General features: G+C 71.7%; 14 protein-coding genes. 8 read left to right on the top strand and 6 right to left on the bottom strand.

The annotated features are described in order from the left end of the window. Window positions 1–11 precede the first annotated feature (11 nt). Window positions 12–1,136: a mannose-1-phosphate guanylyltransferase gene (gene manB, locus ABT116_RS17000; RefSeq protein ID WP_351633678.1), complete on the bottom strand. Its 1,125-nt coding sequence runs from the start codon at window positions 1,134–1,136 to the stop codon at window positions 12–14. 133 nt (window positions 1,137–1,269) lie between these two features. After that, on the bottom strand, window positions 1,270–2,730 hold the full coding sequence (locus ABT116_RS16995) for an N-acetylmuramoyl-L-alanine amidase (RefSeq protein ID WP_351633675.1): 1,461 nt from the start codon (window positions 2,728–2,730) through the stop codon (window positions 1,270–1,272). 150 nt (window positions 2,731–2,880) lie between these two features. Here ABT116_RS16995 and ABT116_RS16990 point away from each other — a divergent pair, with 150 nt between their 5' ends. From ABT116_RS16990 to ABT116_RS16970, 5 genes are all read left to right on the top strand, one after another. Then, window positions 2,881–3,651: a TIGR03089 family protein gene (locus ABT116_RS16990; RefSeq protein WP_351633672.1), complete on the top strand. Its 771-nt coding sequence runs from the start codon at window positions 2,881–2,883 to the stop codon at window positions 3,649–3,651. 411 nt (window positions 3,652–4,062) lie between these two features. Further along, entirely contained in the window at window positions 4,063–5,277 is a 1,215-nt protein-coding gene (locus tag ABT116_RS16985; RefSeq protein WP_351633671.1) for an LCP family protein, read from the top strand. A 239-nt stretch (window positions 5,278–5,516) separates the two neighbouring features. Continuing rightward, a complete protein-coding gene (locus ABT116_RS16980; RefSeq protein WP_351633669.1) occupies window positions 5,517–7,301 on the top strand; it encodes an LCP family protein in 1,785 nt (594 codons plus the stop codon). Window positions 7,302–7,533: 232 nt separating this feature from the next. Continuing rightward, window positions 7,534–9,288, top strand: coding sequence for an LCP family protein (locus tag ABT116_RS16975; protein ID WP_351633666.1), 1,755 nt, complete (start codon window positions 7,534–7,536; stop codon window positions 9,286–9,288). 227 nt (window positions 9,289–9,515) lie between these two features. Beyond that, complete coding sequence (locus ABT116_RS16970) at window positions 9,516–11,198, top strand: LCP family protein (protein WP_351633665.1); 1,683 nt, start codon at window positions 9,516–9,518, stop codon at window positions 11,196–11,198. A gap of 75 nt (window positions 11,199–11,273) precedes the next feature. On the opposite strand, the gene ABT116_RS16965 is transcribed toward ABT116_RS16970, so the two are convergent. Genes ABT116_RS16965 through ABT116_RS16955 form a run of 3 tightly spaced genes read right to left on the bottom strand, consistent with a single transcriptional unit; the run spans window position 11,274 to window position 14,643 of the window. Then, a complete protein-coding gene (locus ABT116_RS16965; protein WP_351633662.1) occupies window positions 11,274–12,578 on the bottom strand; it encodes an ABC transporter permease in 1,305 nt (434 codons plus the stop codon). Further along, window positions 12,578–13,273 carry an ABC transporter ATP-binding protein gene (locus ABT116_RS16960; protein WP_190899515.1) on the bottom strand — a complete coding sequence of 232 codons (696 nt, stop codon included), beginning with the start codon at window positions 13,271–13,273 and terminating at the stop codon, window positions 12,578–12,580. The genes ABT116_RS16965 and ABT116_RS16960 overlap by 1 nt, the downstream gene beginning before the upstream one ends. After that, the gene (locus ABT116_RS16955; protein ID WP_351633658.1) at window positions 13,270–14,643 is read right to left on the bottom strand and encodes a peptidoglycan-binding protein; all 1,374 of its coding nucleotides are present in this window, start codon (window positions 14,641–14,643) and stop codon (window positions 13,270–13,272) included. The genes ABT116_RS16960 and ABT116_RS16955 overlap by 4 nt, the downstream gene beginning before the upstream one ends. A 276-nt stretch (window positions 14,644–14,919) precedes the next feature. Here ABT116_RS16955 and ABT116_RS16950 point away from each other — a divergent pair, with 276 nt between their 5' ends. Next, the gene (locus tag ABT116_RS16950) at window positions 14,920–15,321 is read left to right on the top strand and encodes a hypothetical protein (protein ID WP_351633655.1); all 402 of its coding nucleotides are present in this window, start codon (window positions 14,920–14,922) and stop codon (window positions 15,319–15,321) included. A gap of 16 nt (window positions 15,322–15,337) precedes the next feature. After that, window positions 15,338–16,291: a hypothetical protein gene (locus ABT116_RS16945; protein WP_351633653.1), complete on the top strand. Its 954-nt coding sequence runs from the start codon at window positions 15,338–15,340 to the stop codon at window positions 16,289–16,291. A 200-nt stretch (window positions 16,292–16,491) separates the two neighbouring features. Here the strand turns inward: ABT116_RS16945 and ABT116_RS16940 are convergent, their stop codons facing one another. Beyond that, on the bottom strand, window positions 16,492–17,529 hold the full coding sequence (locus ABT116_RS16940) for a glycosyltransferase family 2 protein (protein ID WP_351633650.1): 1,038 nt from the start codon (window positions 17,527–17,529) through the stop codon (window positions 16,492–16,494). A 127-nt stretch (window positions 17,530–17,656) separates the two neighbouring features. Here ABT116_RS16940 and ABT116_RS16935 point away from each other — a divergent pair, with 127 nt between their 5' ends. Then, window positions 17,657–19,138 (top strand): LCP family protein, encoded by a 1,482-nt coding sequence (locus ABT116_RS16935; RefSeq protein WP_351633647.1) that lies wholly within the window; start codon window positions 17,657–17,659, stop codon window positions 19,136–19,138. Window positions 19,139–19,506: the final 368 nt, after the last annotated feature.

Genomic DNA, 19,506 nt, shown 5'->3' with positions numbered 1-19,506 from the left:
GATCGATGCCCTCACCTCGATGCTTCGGAACTCGACCGATCCGGTCTCCGCCGGGCTCGTCGAAGCGCTCGGCGGACTGCGGGCCTCCCTGACCGGGCGTCGCACCATATGCGGGCGCCCTCCAGGAGTTCGTTGTCGGGGCCGATCACCGCGCCGTCGCCTATGACCGTGCCGGTGAGGACCGAGCGTTGGCCGACGCGGGCCCGGGTGCCGATCAGGGAGTCGGTGATGACCGCGCCCGGCTCGATGACCGCGCCCGGCAGGATCGTGCTGCCGAAGATCCGCGCGCCCTCCGCCACGAAGGCGCCCTCGCCCACCACCGTGCCGCCCGCCAGTTTCGCGTCGGACGCGACCTGGGCCGTGGGCAGGACCAGGCGGTCACCGCAGCGGCCGGGGACGGCGGGCGAGGGGGCCCGGCCGAGTACCAGGTCCGCCGAGCCCCGGACGAAGGCCGCCGGGGTGCCCAGGTCCAGCCAGTACGTCGAGTCGACCATGCCCTGGAGGTGCGCGCCGGCCGAGAGGAGGCCGGGGAAGGTCTCCCGTTCCACCGACACCGGCCTGCCCAGCGGGATCGAGTCGATGACGGAGCGGCGGAAGACGTACGCCCCCGCGTTGATCTGGTCGGTGACGATCTCCTCGGGGGTCTGCGGCTTCTCCAGGAACGCCAGGACCCTGCCCGTGTCGTCGGTGGGGACCAGGCCGTAGGCGCGCGGGTCGGTGACCTTGGTGAGGTGCAGCGAGACGTCCGCGCCCGTCGTCTCGTGGGTGTCGACCAGGGCCCGGATGTCCAGGCCCGTCAGGATGTCGCCGTTGAAGATCAGGACCGGGTCGTCGGGGCCGGAGTGCAGCCGGGAGGCCACGTTGCGGATGGCGCCGCCCGTGCCGAGCGGCTCCTCCTCGGTGACGTACTCGAGGTGGAGTCCCAGCGCGGAGCCGTCACCGAAGTACGGTTCGAAGACCTCGGCCAGATAGGAGGTGGCCAGGACGATGTGCTCGACACCGGCAGCTCTCGCTCTCGCCAGCTGGTGCGTGAGGAAGGGCACCCCGGCCGCCGGGACCATGGGCTTGGGCGTGTGCACCGTGAGCGGGCGCAGCCGGGTGCCCTTGCCGCCGACCAGGAGGATCGCTTCAGTCACGTGTCGTCTCTGCTTCCTGCCGGGACCGGCCGAACTGTCTTTCGGCCGGTCAGTGTATGCAGATCGTTCCGTGGCGCCTTCGTCGGCCGTGCGGCATGCCGCCCGCTGCCCCCCGACCGCGGTGAACGTGTGCTCAGCGGCCCTGGTAGCGGGCCGCCTTGGAACGGGCCGAGCCGAGCTTTCCGTAGAGCTTGCGTCCCGGGCACTCGGTCTTGAAGCCGTCCCGGTGCCCCGAGATCGTGTTCAGTCGTACCTTCTTGCCTTTCCGGTGGAGATTGCTTCCGGCCGACTTCAGGTATGTCTTTCCCTTCGGGTTCACCCGGTACAGCCCCAGCTTCCACGCGGTCAGCCGGGCGATGGCCTTGACCGCGGATTTCGACGGCTTCTTGGCGCCGTAGGACCCGAGGACGGCGATCCCCATGCTGTTGCTGTTGAAACCCAACGTGTGTGCGCCGAGGACCGGTTTTGCCACGCCCCCGGCGCGGCCCTCGTAGATCTTTCCGCACTTGTCGATGAGGAAGTTGTAGCCGATGTCCCGCCATCCCATGCTCTTGACGTGGTAGCGGTAGATACCGCGGATGAGTGACGGGACCTGCGAACAGCGGTACTTGTTGCCGCTGGCCGTGTGGTGCACGAAGGCCGCCTTGACCTTCTTCGTGTACCGGAGGCCGCTCTCCCGCAGCCCCTCGTTCGCACCCCAGCCGCGCCGCGTGACGATCCCCGGGCGCGGGCCGATGTACGGCTTCGCCTGCCGCTGCTGCTGCGTCAGCCCGTCGGCGTTGAAGGCGAGGTATTCCTGCTCGGTCGCGGCGCGGCTCAGTGCAGCGATCTCGGTGGCGCCGAGGGGGGCGAGGCCGGCGTTGGCGGCGGAGGCCTCGACGAGGGCGGAGGACTCGGCGTTCCGGGCGTCGGCGGCGCGGGGGCCCCCGACGTCGAGGGATGTGGTGTCGGCCTTGCCCGGGTCGACGAGTTCGAGGCGGAGGCCCGAAGGCAACGGCGGCGCGGCGGGCAGGTGGCGGGCGTCCGGGGGGCGCGCGCGGAAGGCGGCCGCCCTGCCGCCGGACTCTGAGCTGACCCGGAGTTCCACGCCATCGGAGTCGCCCACCCACAGCGGTGCGGTGGCGCCGCGGACGCGGCCCGAGGCCCTCTCGGGGGTGCCCCGGTCGGCGGCGTGGTCGGCGTTGTGGGTGTCCAGGTCCTGCCAACCCGACCAGGTGCCGGTATTGGCGGCGCGGGTGCGGACCCGTACCCGGCCGTGCAGTTCGGCGTCCGGGTCGTCCCAGATGACGCCGACGAGGGAGAAGTGGCGTACGGCGCGGCGGGACAGGCCCTGCTCGGTGGGGGGAGCGGAGGGGGTGGCGCGGGTGCGGGTGAGGGGTTCGAGGGGGAGGGACTGGGTGCTGCCGGCGGCGTACGGTTCGGCCGCGCGCCGCTCGGCCGGGTTCATGGCCGGGGAACCCGCAGGGGGCGCGGGTCTCGCGACTTCCGTGGCCGGCGCCGGTCTCGCCGGCGCCGCGAGGGCGGGAGGGGTGAGGGGGAGGGCCAGAGCGGCCGCGCAGGTGACACCGATCGAGGAAGCAAGGAATCCACGCATGCCCCTGATCTTGGACATAGTCGTACAACTCTGTCCATTGGGGAGTTGACGGACCGTCGGTCGGGGTTCGGCCGAACCGGTGGCGCATTCGGGGCGCAGCGCTGGGCGGGCCGTTGGGTGGGGGCCCGTGCGTTGCGTACGCTTGCGCGGGTGAACGCCACCGACCGCACCCCTGCCGACCTGCTGGGTTCCGCGCTCGCCGCGGATCCGGGACGCCCCCTGGTGACCTTCTACGACGACGCCACGGGCGAACGGGTCGAACTGTCCGTGGCCACCTTCGCCAATTGGGTGGCCAAGACCGCGAACCTCCTCCAGGACGAGCTGTCCGTCGAGCCCGGGGACCGGGTGGCGCTGCTGCTGCCCGCGCACTGGCAGACGGCGGTGTGGCTGCTGGCGTGCGCGTCGGTGGGGGTCGTCGCGGACGTGTCCGGGGATGCCCGGGCGGCCGACGTCGTGGTGAGCGGGCCGGACCGCCTGGAGGAGGCCCGGGCGTGCTCCGGTTCACGGATCGCGATGGCGCTGCGGCCGCTCGGCGGGCGGTTCCCGCAGGCGCCCGAGGGGTTCACCGACTACGCGGTGGAGGTGCCGGGGCAGGGCGACCGGTTCGTGCCGTACGCGCCCGTGGATCCGGAGGGGCCTGCGCTGATCGTGGCCGGTCGGGAGTTCAGCGGGGCCGAGGTGGTCGAGCGGGCCCGGGCCGAGGCGACGGCGCTGGGGCTGACCGGGCCGGGGTCGCGGATCCTGTCGGGGCTGCCGTACGACACGTGGGACGGGTTGAACGCCGGGCTGTTCGGGCCGCTGGCCACCGGGGGTTCCGTGGTGCTGTGCCGGCACCTGGAGCAGGCCGGGGACGGGGTGCTGGACAAGCGGGTGGAGAGCGAACGGGTCACGGTGATCGCCCGCGGCACGGCCGGCCACTGACGCCGGGCGTCGCACAGCAGACGCCGTCATGACTCCCACCCGGGGCGCGGCGGGCCGCTGACGCCGCGCCTCACGCAGCAGACACCGTCACCACCACCCACGGCAGAGACGCCCGCCGACACCGGCCTCGCACAACAGACGCCGTCACGACCACCACCCGGGCCGTGGCGGGCCGCTGACACGGGGTCTCACACGGCGCCACACCGTGATCACCACCCACGGCACAGCCGGCCACCCGCACCGCGTCCCACACGGCGGACACCGTCACCACCACCCGCGGGACGGCGGGCCGGTAGCCCGGCTCCTCGTCCGTTCGGCCCATCCCCATCCGCCCCCCGTCCGTCTTCCGCGCCATGGTCGTAGGAGCAGTGCGCGCGGGGCGTTCCCAGTTCAGGAGGGGTGGTTGCTGCCGTGGGCTACAGGGTCGGTCCGGGCGCGGGGGCGTCCGCCAGCGGGCGGGGGCTGGTGCGGCGGCGCCGACGGCGGTGGGTACGCATCACGGCGTTCGGGGCCATGGCTCTCCTCGTGGCGGCCGGCGGGGCCGGCTGGGCCGTGTACGCGAAGCTCAGCGGGAACATCACGCCCGACGAGGCGGCCGCCGCCGAACTCGCGCGCTACGACAAGGAGCGGCCAACCTCCCTGGTCAAGGACGCCCGGAACATCCTGCTGATCGGGTCGGACTCGCGTGAGGGGACCGGCAACGCCCGCTACGGGCGGGACTCCGGCACCGAGCGGTCCGACACCACGATCCTGCTGCACCTGTCCGCGGGCCGGGGCAGCGCCACCGCCGTCTCCCTCCCCCGGGACCTGATGGTGGACCTGCCGGGCTGCCGGCGCCCGGACGGCTCCCGCAGCGCGCCCCGGTTCGCCATGTTCAACCAGGCCTTCCAGCTGGGCGGCTCGGCCTGCACCATCCGGACCGTGGAGAAGCTGACCGACATCCGCATCGACCACCACGTCGTCGTCGACTTCCACGGCTTCAAGAAGATGGTCGACGCGGTCGACGGCGTCGAGGTGTGCCTGCGGGAGCCGATCGACGACCGGGCCGCCAAGCTGCGGCTGCCCGCCGGGCACGTGACACTGGACGGCGAGCAGGCCCTCGGCTACGTCCGCGCCCGCAAGTCCCTCGGCGACGGCAGCGACACCGAGCGGATGGAGCGGCAGCAGCGATTCCTCGGGGCACTCGTCAACAAGGTGCGCAGCAACGACGTCCTGCTGAATCCGGTGAAGCTGTACCCCGTGCTGGATGCCGCCACGTCGTCCCTCACCACCGACCCGGAACTGGCCAGCTTGCGTGGTTTGTACGATCTTGTGCGTGGTCTGCGCGACATCCCCATGGAACAAGTGCAATTCCTGACCGTCCCCCGGGAGTCGTATGCGTACGACGCCAATCGCGACCAACTCGTGGAGCCCGCGGCGGACCGGCTCTTCGAGCGGCTGCGCACGGACGCACCCCTGGTCGTGGCGGGGAACGGCCCGCGAAGTTCCGCCCCGCCGAGCCTCTCCGGCACGCGCGACGGGTCGTACGGGGACGCGCATCCGGGTCCTCATCTCGGGCCCGCCGTCACCGTTTCTCCTCCACCGACGTATCGGGGGAACACGGCAGCCGAGGACACCTGTGAGTAAAGCGGGCACCAAGGCCACTCCAAGGCAATGAACTCTCCACCCGGGAATAGGCGAATTGCCCGGGTGTGGGGACGTGGCATGGGTCACCGTCGTCGCCCGGCGCCGAAAGGGCCGGTTAGTGTGAGCGATCCGGTGCGCCCGGCCCCGAGGGAGGTCCCGAGGTCGCGCACTGTGTGACCGAGACCCGGGCGCCTGGAGGGGGAAGGCGCCGCGTCCCCCGACGGAGGAATCAGGCAACCGTGGACGCGCAAGGCCGTGGGCGGGCGGACGACGTCGACCCCGCAGACCAGTGGGTGCTCAACCCGAACACCGGCGAATACGAACTGCGCCTGGGACCTTCGGCGCCGCGGTCGGGCGTGCCCGCACCTCGCAGGCCCCGGTCCTCCGAGGCGGCCCCGCCCGCGCGCGGCCGTAAGGAGGCACGCGGACGTACGGAGGCGCCCGCCCGGTCGCGGCCCGAAACGCCCGGCCGGTCGCGGCCCGAGACGCCCGGCCGCGCGGTGCCGCCGCCGCGCAGACGCCGCGGGGCGCCGGAGGAGCCGCTGCCGGGACGGCGCGGACGACGCCCGGCGAAGAAGGTCTCGAAGAGCAAGAAGGTCCTGCTGTGGACCGGCGGCACGATGGCGTTCGTGCTGGTCGCCGGCGCGGGTGCCGCGTACTTCTACATCGAGCACCTGAACAACAACATCGCGTCCGTCTCCGACGACGGCGCGAGCACCGGTGGCTTCAGCAAGGACAAGGCGATCAACATCCTGCTGATCGGCACCGACAAGCGCACCGGCAAGGGCAACGGCAGCTACGGCGACGCGGGCAGTGTCGGGCACGCCGACACCACGATCCTGCTGCACGTCTCCAAGGACCGTTCGAACGCGACCGCGCTGAGCATCCCGCGTGACCTGATCACCGACGTGCCGGACTGCCCGACGACGCAGGAGGACGGCACGCAGAAGATCATCCCCGGCACGCGGCAGGTCCGCTTCAACACGAGCCTCGGCCAGGACGGCCGTACGCCCAGCTGCACGATGCGTACCGTGACCGAGCTGACCGGGGTCAAGCCGGACAACTTCATGGTGGCGGACTTCAACGCGGTCAAGACGCTGACCAGCGCGGTGGGCGGGGTCGAGGTCTGTGTGGGCAAGGACCTCGACGACCCGGACTCGCACCTGAAGCTGTCCAAGGGCATGCACACCATCGAGGGCGAGCAGGCGCTGGCGTTCGTGCGCACCCGGCACGCCGTCGGTTTCGGCGGGGACCTGAGCCGGATCGGGCTGCAGCAGCAGTTCCTGAGCGCGCTGATGCGCAAGCTGAAGTCCAACGACACCCTCACCAGCCCGTCGAAGATGCTCGACCTGGCCGAGGCGGGCACCAAGGCGCTGACCGTCGACTCGCAGCTGGACAGCATCGGCAAACTGAAGGACCTCGGTCTGGAGCTGGGCAAGCTCAACACCAAGAACCTGACCTTCACCACCGTCCCGGTGATCGACAACCCGGCGGAGAAGGTCAAGGCCACCGTCGTCCTCAACGAGTCGACGGCCCCGCAGGTCTTCGACATGATCAGGAACGACGTCTCCTTCACCGCCGTCAAGGAGCAGAAGAAGAAGGAGGCCGCCGCGGTCGCCGCCCGCCTGAAGGGCACCAAGGCACCGGCCTCCGACGTCCGGGTGCGGATCCTCAACGGCGGTGCCGTCGCCGGCAGCGCCCAGGAGACGCTGAGCTGGCTGCAGAACGAGGAGGGCGTGACCAAGTCCGAGAACGCGGGCAACGCGCCCGCCTCACTGGCGAAGACCACCCTCGAGTACGGGCCCGACCAGGCCGACCAGGCCCGCCGTCTCGCCGACATCATGGGTCTGTCCGGGGCCGCGATGAAACCGGGCAAGAGCGTGACCAACGACCAGGGGCTGCCCGCGATGACGCTGACCCTCGGCAAGGACTTCGAAGGGGCTGGGGTCTCCCTCACCGCACCCACGAAGGCACCGGAGGGCGTGCAGAAGTCCACCGCCGACAAGGTGGAGTGCGCCAAGTAACGGGTATTCACTTCGCGTTCGCCAAACTTCCTTCAAACAAATGGGCGGGATTGCCCAGTTGTGAGAACGTGCAATTTCTCACCCACGTCGCTTGACGCCGAAGTGTGCGGATAGTGTGTGCGATCCAGTGCTCTCACCCATGAGCTCCGTCCTGGGGGAGTGCACTGCTTGACCAGCACCGTGCGCCTTCCGGGGGAGGGCGCCGCGTGGCCCGACGGAGGAACAGGCAACCGTGGACGCGCAAGGCCGTGGGCGGGCGGACGACGTCGATCCCGCAGACCAGTGGGTACTCAACCCGAACACCGGCGAATACGAACTGCGACTGGCCCCTTCCGCAGCGCAGTCGTCCGTTCCCGGTCCCCGTGGTTCCGGTGGCCGTGGCCCGACCGGGGCGGGCGGTGCGGCACGTGCCCGCCGGACCGAACCCGCCCGGCGTTCCGGGGCGGCGGCATCCGGCGGTGAGGCTTCCTCCCCGCGCCGACGCACCAACGCCCCGGCCGACGCGGCCGCGGGGCGGCGCGGGCGCCGTCCGGCGCAGAAGAAGGGGAAGGGCAAGAAGGTCCTGATGTGGACCGGCGGCTCCCTGGCCTTCGTGCTCGTCGGGACGAGCGCGGCCGCGTACCTCTACTACGAGCACCTCAACAACAACATCACGTCCGTCTCCGACGACGGCGCCGGCACCGGCGGGTTCAGCAAGGACCGCGCGATCAACATCCTGCTGATCGGCACCGACAAGCGCACCGGCAAGGGCAACGAGGGCTACGGCGACAAGAACAGCGCCGGGCACGCGGACACCACGCTCGTGCTGCACGTCTCCAAGGACCGTACGAACGCGACGGTGCTGAGCATCCCCCGCGACCTGATCACCGACATCCCGGACTGCCCGACGACGCAGGAGGACGGCTCGGAGAAGGTCATCCCGGGCAAGCAGCGCACCCGCTTCAACAACAGCCTGGGGCAGGAGGACCGGACGCCGAGCTGCACCATGCGCACGATCACCGAGCTCACCGGGCTGAAGATGGACCACTTCATGGTGGCCGACTTCAACGCGGTCAAGACGCTGACCAGCGCGGTGGGCGGGGTCGACGTCTGCCTGGCCAAGGACATCAAGGACCCCGACTCCAAGCTCGACCTGCCCAAGGGCGAGCACACGATCGAGGGCGAGGAGGCGCTGGCCTTCGTCCGGACCCGGCACTCCGTGGGATTCGGCGGTGACCTGAGCCGGATCGAACTGCAACAGCAGTTCCTGGGCTCGATGATGCGCAAGCTGAAGTCCAACGACACCCTGACCAGCCCGCCGAAGATGATCAAGCTGGCCGAGGCGGGCACCAAGGCGCTGACCGTCGACTCGCAGATCAGCACGATCAAGAAACTGGCCGATCTCGGGGCAGAGCTGGGCAAGTTCGACACCAAGAACCTCACGTTCGCGACCGTGCCCGTCGTCGACAACCCGGCGGAGAAGATCAAGGCCACGGTGGTCCTGAAGGAACCTCAGGCCCAGCAGCTGTTCGCGATGGTCCGCGACGACGTCTCGCTGACCGCGGTGAAGCAGGAGAAGAAGAAGGAGAAGGCCGCCGAGGCCGCCCGGCTCAAGGGCACCAAGGCACCGGCCTCCGAGGTCCGGGTGCGGATCCTCAACGGCGGCGCCATCGCCGGCAGCGCCCAGGAGACCCTCAGCTGGCTGCAGGTCCAGGAGGGCGTGACCAAGTCCGAGAACGCGGGCAACGCCGAACAGCCGCTGGCCAAGACCACGCTGGAGTACGGGCCCGACGAGGCGGACCAGGCGCGCCGGCTCGCGGAGATCATGGGCCTGTCCGGGGCCGCGCTCAAGCCGGGCAAGAGCGTGACCAACTCCCAGGGTCTGCCGGCGATGACGCTGACCCTGGGCAAGGACTTCGAGGGCGCGGGCGTGCCCCTCACCACTCCGGCGAAGGTGCCGGACGAGGTGCAGAAGGCCACGGCCGACAAGGTCGAGTGCGCGAAGTGACCTGACCGTCCCTTCCTGCGTCTTACAGGCGGACGGAGCAAGCCCGGACGATTCGACCGGGTGTACATCCGATCGGGCATGTCGAAGGTCCAACCAGAAGCGGGGACGACCGTGCTCCGGCGGAGCAGTGGGGGAACCCGTGGTCCGGACGGACACGGGTCGCCCGTGATCCGAACACGACGCGGGGCGGACCCCGTGGTCGGCCATTGGGGTGGGGAGGCAGGGGTATGGCGCAGAGTGACGTGCGCGCAGGCGGCACACGGCACGGTTCGGGCGGCCCGGCCCAGGACGAGCGTCCGGGGACGGCGGCGCCCTCCGCGGGCGGGGGCGAGGGGGACAGAGGCGGCCGCAGCCGTCGGCACGGCCGGCGGCGCGGCGGCGGACGCCGGATATTGCGCTGGTCCGCGATCGTGCTGTCGGTCCTGATACTCGGGACGGCCGGCGCCGGATACCTCTACTACCGCCATCTCAACGGCAACATCGACAAGGGCAAGCGCAACAGCGGCGAGTCCGACGTCAAGAAGGCCGATCCCAACGCGGCGGGCCAGACCCCGCTCAACATCCTGCTCATCGGCTCCGACAGCCGGAACTCGGCGGAGAACGTCAAGCTCGGCGGCGGCCGGGACAACGTCGGCAGCAAGCCTCTGGCGGACGTGCAGATGCTCCTGCACGTCTCGGCGGACCGCGAGAGCGCGTCCGTGGTGAGCATCCCGCGGGACACCCGGGTGGACATCCCCAAGTGCGTCGACCCCGACACCGGGGAGAAGTACCCGGCGAAGAACACGATCATCAACGAGACGCTCCAGCGCGGCGGGCCGGGCTGCACCCTCGCCACCTGGCAGAACCTGACCGGTGTGTACATCGACCACTGGATGATGGTCGACTTCGCCGGAGTGGTGGACATGGCGGACGCCATCGGCGGTGTCCCGGTCTGCGTCAACCAGAACGTGTGGGACCGGCCGCTGCCCGGCCAGGGCGGTGGCTCCGGACTGAAGCTGAAGGCCGGCACGCACAAGGTGCAGGGCAAGGAGGCGCTGCAGTGGCTGCGCACCCGCCACGCCTGGGGCAGTGACCCGCTGCGTGCCAAGGCGCAGCACATGTACATGAACGCGATGATCCGGACGCTGAAGGAGCAGAACGTCTTCACCGACACCGGCCGCCTGATGGGCCTGGCCGAGGCGGGCACGAAGGCGCTGAAGGTGTCCGAGGAGATCGGCACGGTCAAGGAGCTGTACGACGTCGGCATGCAGCTGAAGTCGGTCCCGACGAACCGCATCACGATGACGACGATGCCGTGGATCGAGGACCCCCTGAACCGCAACCATCTGGTGCCCAAGCCGGAGGACGCCGACACGTTGTGGGCGATGCTCCGCGACGACGTCTCCTTCGACAAGAGCGGCAAGGCGCGGGCGGCCACGGACTCGGGCCCGTCCTCGGCTTCGGCTTCGGCTTCGGCTTCGGCTTCGGCAAAGGCCACCGGGCCCGCCGCCGCGCCGGCCGCGGGGCTGTCGGTGTCCGTCGTCAACGGCACGGCCAGTGACCAGCAGGCCGCCGTTCCCCAGCGGGCCGCCGCGGTCGTGGCGGCGCTGCAGCGCGAGGGCTTCACCCGGGCCGTCGCCGCGAGCGGGCAGGACCCGCAGGCCCGGACACAGGTGACGTACCCGAAGAGCACGGGCGAGCAGGGCCGGGCCAACGCGCTGTCGGTGGCGAAGGCGGTCGGCGTGCCGAGCAGCCAGGTGCGGGCCACGGACGACGTGACCACCACGCTGGTCATCGGCAGCGACTGGCGGGAGGGCACGGCCTACCCGAAGCAGAAGGTTCCCGCGGCGGGCGACCTGCCCGACTCCGCGGACGCGCTGACCGCGGACAAGACGGAGTGCATGGACGTGTACAAGCCCTACCGGTGGTGAACGTCTCCGCGGCATGAGAGAGCGGAGCCCGCCGTCCGGGAGGACGGCGGGCCCCGTTGTGTACCCGGGGGCGGGTCAGCGGCGCAGTGCCTCCGCCGGCTGGATGCGGCTGGCGCGCCAGGACGGGTAGAGGCCGGCGAGCACGCCGGTCGCCAGGCCGACCAGGGGGGCGGTCACGACCGTCGCCGGATGGATGACGGGCGTCCACTCGCGGTGGACGGCCATGACGACGACGGTCACCGTGCCGAGGCTCGTGCCGACCAGCCCGCCGAGTGCGCCGAGCGCGCCGGACTCGGCGAGGAACTGGACCGTGATGTGCCGGCCGCGGGCACCGAGCGCGCGGCGCAGGCCGATCTCCCCGGTGCGCTCCAGCACGGCGACGAGCGTGGTGTTGGCGATGCCGACCGCCCCGATGACCAGGCATATCCCGGCCAGCAGCATGAAGAGCTGGTTCAGGTCGGACGTGACACTGCCGCGCAGGGTCTTCGGGTCGGGCGGCGGTACGACCTTGAAGTGCTCGGGGTGGGCCGGGTCGAGGGCGAGTGCCGCCTCGGAGGCGATCTGCCGGGCGGCGCCGAGGTCGGTGGAGATGAGCATCTTGGCCCGCTCGCCGCTCTGGGGTCCGCCCCAGATCTTCTCGGCGGTGGTGCGCGGCACCACGACCGACAGCAGCAGGTCGGCCTTGCGCTCCACGTCGTCGACGATGCCGATGACGGTGAAGGCCCGGTCCCCGACGAAGACGGCGGGGGCGGTCTCCAGGGTGCTGATGCCCAGCCGGGAGGCGAGCCCCGAGCCGATCACGGCGACGTTCTCCCCGTGCCGGTCGTGGTACGCGTCGAAGGTCCGGCCCTGTGCCAGGCTCGGCTCGGCCGCCGCGAGGGCTCCAGGCGAGGCGGCGACGACCTGCGCCTCCTCCCCCGCCGCGCCGGCCGAGGGGGGCGCGGCGCCGACGGTGGTGCCCGGACCCAGCCGGACGGGCCAGTAGACGCCGGCTTCGCGGACGCCGCCCAGTGCCTCGATGCGGCGGTCCGCGTCCGCCGGGAAGGCGTTGGCGAGGAACTCGGGCTGCTCGCCGCCGGTGTCCTCGACGGTCACCTCGGTGGCGGTCAGTTCGTTGAAGCGGGAGTCGATCTGCGAGGACGTGGTCGCGGTCAGCCCGAGGACGGCGACGAACGTGCCGACGCCGAGCACCGTGCCGAGCGCCGTCAGCGCGGAGCGGGCGGGCCGCTGGAGGATGCCGGCGACGGACTCCGCCAGCAGGTCCCGGGGGCTGAACCGGGAGCGCTCGCCCCGGGGTACGCGCCGGGCGGCCTTCCCGAGGCCCGGCACGCGGAGGCTCTTGAGGGCACCGACGTTTCTGAGGTTCCTGAGGGTCGGCATCAGACTCCCACCTGCTCCGTCAGCACCCCGTCCCGGATGGCGACGGTCCGCCGGCCTCGGGCCGCGACGTCCGGGGCGTGGGTGATCACGACGAGGGTGATGCCGTCCGCGTGCAGTTCGTCGAGGAGGGCGAGGACCGACTCCGCCGTCTGCGTGTCGAGGTTCCCGGTCGGCTCGTCGCACAGCAGCAGGGACGGCCGGGCGACCAGGGCCCGGGCGATGGCGACGCGCTGGCGTTCACCGCCGGACAGCCGGGTGGGCAGCGCGTCCGTGCGGTGGCCGAGGCCCACCCGGTGCAGCGCCTCGCGGGCGCGTTCCCTGCGGCCGCGGCGGGCGCCGCCGTTGTAGACCATGGCGAGCTCGACGTTCTCCAGCGCGGAGCGGTGCGGCAGCAGGTGGAAGCTCTGGAACACGAAGCCGATGCGCCGCCCGCGCAGCCCGGTGCGCTCGCCGTCGGCGAGGGGGCCGGTGTCGATGCCGTCGAGCAGGTACCGGCCCTCGGTGGGCGCGTCCAGCAGCCCCGCGATGTTGAGGAACGTCGACTTGCCGGACCCGGAGGGGCCCACGACCGTGACGTAGTCGCCCTGCCGCACCGTCAGGTCGCAGGGCTTCAGGGCCGGTACGGGCGGTGGCCCGGGATAGGTCAGCCCCACCCCGCGGAACTCGATGACCGGCGGTGCGCCGGCCGTGCTCACCTGGCGGTCCCGTCGCCCGCCGCGGACCGGACCCCGACGACGACCTTGTCGCCGGCCTCGAGCCGGGCGCCGCCCACCGGGGTCACGGCGGTGTAGCCGTCACCGGAGGTGCCGGGCCGCACCTCCACGCGCCGTCGCTCGCCGGAGCGGTCCAGCACCGTGACGGTGGTGCGCGCGTCGGCGCCGGCGGACAGCGCGGAGACCGGGACGACGAGCACCTTGCCGTCGGAGGAGCCGGCCTCGACGGTGAGCCGTACGTCCTGGCCGGCCAGGCGGGCCGGGAGGGCTGAGTCGGGCTTGACGGTGACCGCGTAGCCCTGTCCGGCCGGTGCCGCGGCGGCCGCGCCGTCACCGCCGCCGTCCGCCTCGGGGACGGTGGGTGTGTCGGCGACCGTGCCGACGGTGCCGGTGAGTTCCTGGCCGTAGACCTCGGACAGCACCTCGACCTTCTGGCCGGGGCGGACGAGGTCCTTCTCCTGGGCGCCGAGGAAGCCGGTGACGACGAGCCGGCCGGCGGAGACGGTGGCGAGCTTCTCGCCCGCGGCCGTGCCGACCTTGGCGGTCATGCTGTCGACGCGGGCCGGGAAGCCGGAGAGGAAGACGACCTCGGAGGCGGGCACCATCGGCCCCGAGACGGCCTCGGCCTCGGCCAGTGCGGTCTTCGCCTCGGTGAGGTCCTCGCGGGCGTAGCGGATCTCGTCGGCGTCGGCCTTGTCGCCGAGCAGCTGGTCGAGGGCGCGCTGGGCGCTCTTCACCTCGTCGCGGGCGCCCTCCAGCGGATCGGCGCCGTCCTTGCCGCCGCCCGCGGTGACGGGTTCGTAGCCGATGGCGGCGTACAGCGCGGCGACGGCCTGCTTGGTGCCGGGGCCGTAGGTGCCGGTGGCGTCGGCGCCGGTGCCGTGGCCGAGGTCACGCAGTGCCTGCTGCAGCTGGCGTACGTCGTCGCCGCGGGAGCCGGGCTTGAGGTCGCGGTAGACGGGGAGCTCGCCGCGCAGGGCGAAGACCGGGCGGCCGGAGACCTCCACCAGGACGCGGCCGCCGCGGAAGGTCTGGCCGGAGCGCACCATCACCTTGGTGACGACGGGCCGGGCCACGTCCTCGGCGGCGGTGCCCGCGGGCGCGATGTCCACCGTTTGGGAGGCGGAGACCGTGCCCCGGGTGACGACCGTGTCGGCGAGGACGCGGCGCTCGACGGGCGCGGTGAGGACGTCGGGAGCCGGTGGCCGGGCCTCGGCCGCGGCCTGCGCGGGCGACTTCACGTAGGCGGACGTCCACAGCGCGGCACCGACGAGCACGACCGATCCCACGGCCAGCGCGGTCAGCGACCGCCTGCGCCGGGTCAGGCCGGAGCTCTCCCCCTGCTTCGACAACTGACACTCCCCCAGCAACGGACGACGTGCGTCAGGTGCGACCTCCACCCCACCCGGCGGGCACCTTCACACCGTCATGGTCACGCCGACATGACCATTTTCGTTCGGTCAAAGTCAAGTTAGTTGTTATCAAAGCCACTTGACGACCGATTATTTACGGCCATGGTGATCGTTTTTGAGTCACAAGCGTCACGGCGCTTGCACTCTCATGAACACCCCATGCGAGGATCCTGCGCCGTTGGGCACACAACCCTCACAGGAAACGGGGAGAAACTGATGAGAGGTCGTTCCTTCTTCGCCGCGGCTGCGATCGCGCTCGGCACGCTGGCACTCAGCTCGGCGCCGGCCCAGGCCGGTTACAACGACGGCCGCTGTGACAGCGGCGAGCTGTGCATGTACTACCACTCGACCCAGTACGGCGCGTCGTCCTACGTCGACTACTACGACGAGGAGCCGAGCCACCACGACGACGTGTTCCGCTCCAGCGGCGCGGGCAAGGGCCAGGTCGCCGGCAACAACGCGTCGTCCGCGAAGTGCGAAGGCACCCGCTACAACTACGCGATCTTCTTCAACTCCAACTTCAACGGGCAGCGCCACAACCACACCTGCGACGGTGTGCGCCGCAACACCCCGGGCTGGCTGCAGAACAACAACGCCTCCAGCTACGAGCCCTTCTAAGGACGCGGACGAACCCATGCCGCGCAGTACCACCGCACGACGGCTCGGGGCGGCGCTGGTGTGCGCCGCCCTCGGGCTGACCGCCTGCTCCTCGGGCTCCGGGGACGACGACACGCCGGGCTCCCGCTCCAGCGCCGCCCCGCCGGTCGACTTCAAGAACCCACCGAAGGTCAGCGCCACCCCCAGCATGGCCGCCTCGGTCAATCTCGAACTGCCCCTGGAGGCGTACGCCTGGACCGATGCCGAACTGCGCACCAGGCGGCAGGGCGAGGACCTGCTCGCCGCCGCGTGCATGCGCGACTACGGCTTCGACCTGGAACCCCGGCCGCCGTACCGGGGCGACAAGGCCCTGCGGGACGCCAACCGCTACGGGGTGTCCGACCCGGACAAGGCCTCCCGCTTCGGCTACCACCCGGACCCCGCCGCGCGTGGGCCCAAGCCGCCGAAGGAGAACTACTCCAGCGCCGAGTCGCTCGTGCTGTTCGGCCCGCGTGAGGGGCAGAACGCTCAGGCGAAGCAGAACGGCAAGGCCATCCCCAAGGGAGGTTGCTGGGGCAAATCCCTGCGCGACCTCGCCTCCAAGGGGCCCAAGGTCCACCCGGACCAGGAGGAGTTCGCCGACCAGCTCGCCGGCTTCGCCTACCAGGAGTCCCAGAAGGACTCCCGGGTGAAGAAGGCGTTCACCGCCTGGTCCGCCTGTATGAAGGAACGGGGCTACTCCTATTCCTCCCCCATGGGCGCCGTGGAGGACAAGCGGTTCACCACGTCGGCCGCCGCCTCGTCCGAGGAGATCCGCGTCGCCCAGGCCGATGTCGCCTGCAAACGCGAGCACAACGTGATCGGCGTCTGGTACGCCGTCGAGGTCGCGTACCAGGAGCGGGCGATCGAGAAGAACGAGCAGTTGCTGAACACGCTCAGGGAACGCAAGAGCACCATCCTGAAGGCCGCGGCCGCCGCCGGGGCCCGCTGACCGGACGGGACCCGCACACGCGGCTCGCCCGCGCCGGTCCGGTCCTCCTCTTCGCCGCCGTCGTCACGTCGTGAGCGTCCCCGGACCCTCCGGGGCACGCCCGCCCGACGGGGCGGCGGCGCACGGGAGGCGCCGACTCCGGCGTGCGTGCACACCAAAGGCCCCTCCCCGTCCGGGAAGGGGCCCCTGGCCGCGTCGGGTCAGCTCGCGGCGGCGTCGGCGCACACCGCGGGGCGCCGGGATGCGATGACCTTCCTCGCCAGCGCCCGCGGGCTGGTCAGGAAGCCCCAGCCCCACGACATGTGCATGGTGGCCAGCGCCACGGGGATCTGCAGCCGCGCCTTCAGCGGCAGGCCCTTGCCCGCCGGGACCGAGCCGAGCACGATCGCCGCGACATAGCCGCCCGGCACCACGAAGCCCCACGGCGTCAGCAGGGCGCCCACCAGGATCCCGGCCCCGATCGCGCACACGGCGGCCGGCGGGGCGAGGTAGCGCAGGTTGATCGAGCCCTCGTGGAAGCGGGCGACCACGTGCCGCCAGCGGCCGTAGTCCTTGTACTGCTTGGCGAGCGCCTTCACGCTCGGCCGCGGCCGGTACGACACCTTCAGCTCGGGCGAGAACCAGATGAGGCCGCCCGCCTCACGGATGCGGAAGTTCAGCTCCCAGTCCTGGGCGCGGATGAACTCCACGTTGTAACCGCCCTGCTGCTCCAGCGCCTCGCGCCGGAACACCCCCAGGTAGACCGTCTCGGCCGGACCCGCCTGACCGCCGGTGTGGAAGGCGGCGTTGCCGACCCCTATCTTCGAGGTCATCGCGGCGGCGACCGCGTGCTCCCAGTCGTTCTCGCCCTCGGCGTGCATGATGCCGCCGACGTTCTGCGCGCCGGTCTCCTCCAGGAGCCGTACCGCGGTCGCGATGTAGTTCGGCGAGAGCATGCCGTGCCCGTCGACACGGACGACGATCGGATGCCGGGAGGCGTTGATCGCCGCGTTCAGCGCCGCGGGCGTACGGCCGGTGGGGTTGGGGACGGTGTGGACACGCGCGTCTTCGGCCACGAGCTCGGCGGCGATCTCGTCCGTGCGGTCCGTGGACGGACCGAGGGCGATCACGACCTCCATCTCGCCGGCGTACTCCTGCGCGAGGATCGCTTGGACTGCTCCCCGCAGATGCCGCTCCTCGTTGAGGACGGGCATGATCACGGAAACGGCGGGGAGCCGCACGTCGGGATTGGCGTTCATAGGGGGGTCACGTTACCGCGAACGGGGGACACCGGTGCGCGCCGCCGGGGCGGTACCGCAGGCCGCAGATCGTATCGGCCTACGGTTTCACAGATCCCACGTACGGCCGTCGTCCGGAGGTGTTCCCATGCCCACGCCGCCGCGGTCCTCCCGGTCCACCGCCGGCCCCCAGCGCCGCCCGCAGCCCCCGTCCCCCCGCCGCGCTCCGCGCAGGCCGGCGCCGCCCGCGCGCAAGCCGCGCTGGGCCCTGCGGGCGGTCACCACACTGTCCGTGGTGGTCCTCGCCTCCGCCGGCATCGGGCACGCGGTGATGACCAGCCTGGATGCGGACATCGCCCGGGTCGACCCCTTCAAGGACATGAAGAACCGCCCGCAGGCGGGCCACGGCATGAACCTCCTGCTCGTCGGCACCGACGGCCGGGAGAGGATCGGGCAGGCGGAGCGCCGCACGTACCGGCTGGGCGGCGCACCCTGCCACTGCACCGACACGATCATGATCGTGCACATCTCGGAGAACCGGGACCGGGCCAGCGTGGTCAGCCTGCCGCGCGACTCGTACGCGGTGACGCCGGCGCATGTCGACCGTACGTCCGGCAAGCGGCACGACGGACACCCCCTCAAGCTGAACGCCGCGTACGCCGAGGGCGGGCCGCAGCTGACCGTGCGCACCGTCGAGCACATGACCAAGGTGAAGATCGACCACTATCTGGAGGTCGACTTCACCAGCTTCATGAAGACGGTGGACGTGGTCGGGGGCGTGCAGATCTGCACGGCCGACCCGCTGAAGGACAGCTACACCGGCCTGGACCTGCCGGCCGGCCGGCACACGCTCCGGGGCGGGCAGGCGCTCCAGTTCGTCCGTGCCCGCCATGTCGACGGGGCCTCCGACCTGGGCCGCATGAAGCGGCAGCAGCGCTTCATGGCGGCGCTCGTGGAACGGCTCACCTCGTCCGGGATCCTCCTCAACCCGATGAAGTTCCGGGACGTGACGCGGGCGGTGCTGGGCTCGGTACGGGCCGACAAGGGCTTCGGCACGGACGAGATGCTGGACCTGGGCCGCGCCATGCGGAACTTCTCCCCCTCCTCCTCCGAGTTCACCACCGTCCCGGTCGGGCAGATGGGGTACGCCGTGAAGGGCGTCGGCTCCACGCTGAAGTGGGACCCCGTGAAGGCGGAGCGCCTCTTCCACGCCCTGCGCAAGGACCAGCCGCTGTCGGTGCACCGGCCGCGCGGCGCCGCCCGGGTCGTCCCGGTCGCCCCGCAGCAGATCAGCGTCCAGGTGGAGAACGGCACCCGCACGCCCGGCCTCGGCCGCAGGGTGGACGCGGCCCTGGCGGCGACGGGCTTCCGCACGACCCGCGCGCCCGCGAACGCCGCCACCCGCGACGTGAAGCGCACGGTCGTCGCCTACGACCCCCGCTGGGACCGCTCGGCGAAGTCCCTCGCGACCGCCCTGCCCGGCAGCGAGCTGCGCGCGGTCGCGGGCCTGGGCGCGACCCTGAAGGTGATCGCGGGCCAGGACTTCGAACGCGTCCGCAAGGTGCGGGCCGAGGATCCGGGGCAGGGCGAATTCGGGGTGGTGCGGGGGGACGAGGTGGCGTGCGGTTAGGACCGGCCGTCCTGCCCTGAGGCCTGGCGCTCGGCCCCTGAACGCGTCGCCCGGCCCTGCAAACCTGACGCTCGGCGCCCCTGGCACGCGTCGCCCGGCCCCGCAAGCCTGACGCTCGACGCCCTGGGCACGCGTCGCCCGGCCCCGCAAGCCTGACACTCGGCCCGGGAGCCTGTCGCTCGGCCCTGGATCGTGCCGTCCGGCCCGGGAGCCTGACGCTCGGCCCTGGATCGTGCCGTCCGGCCCGGGAGCCTGACGCTCGGCCCTGGATCGTGCCGTCCGGCCCGGAAGCCCGACGCCGGGCGCGGCGAGCCTGTCGTTCGGCCCCGGCGAGCTGGGTGGTCCGGCCCCGGGCCCGGGAGCTCGGG

Origin of the sequence: Streptomyces sp. NPDC002130 (assembly GCF_040296465.1) — a bacterium.
Classification (GTDB): Bacteria; Actinomycetota; Actinomycetes; order Streptomycetales; family Streptomycetaceae; genus Streptomyces.
This window is presented reverse-complemented; position numbering and strand designations above follow the sequence as displayed.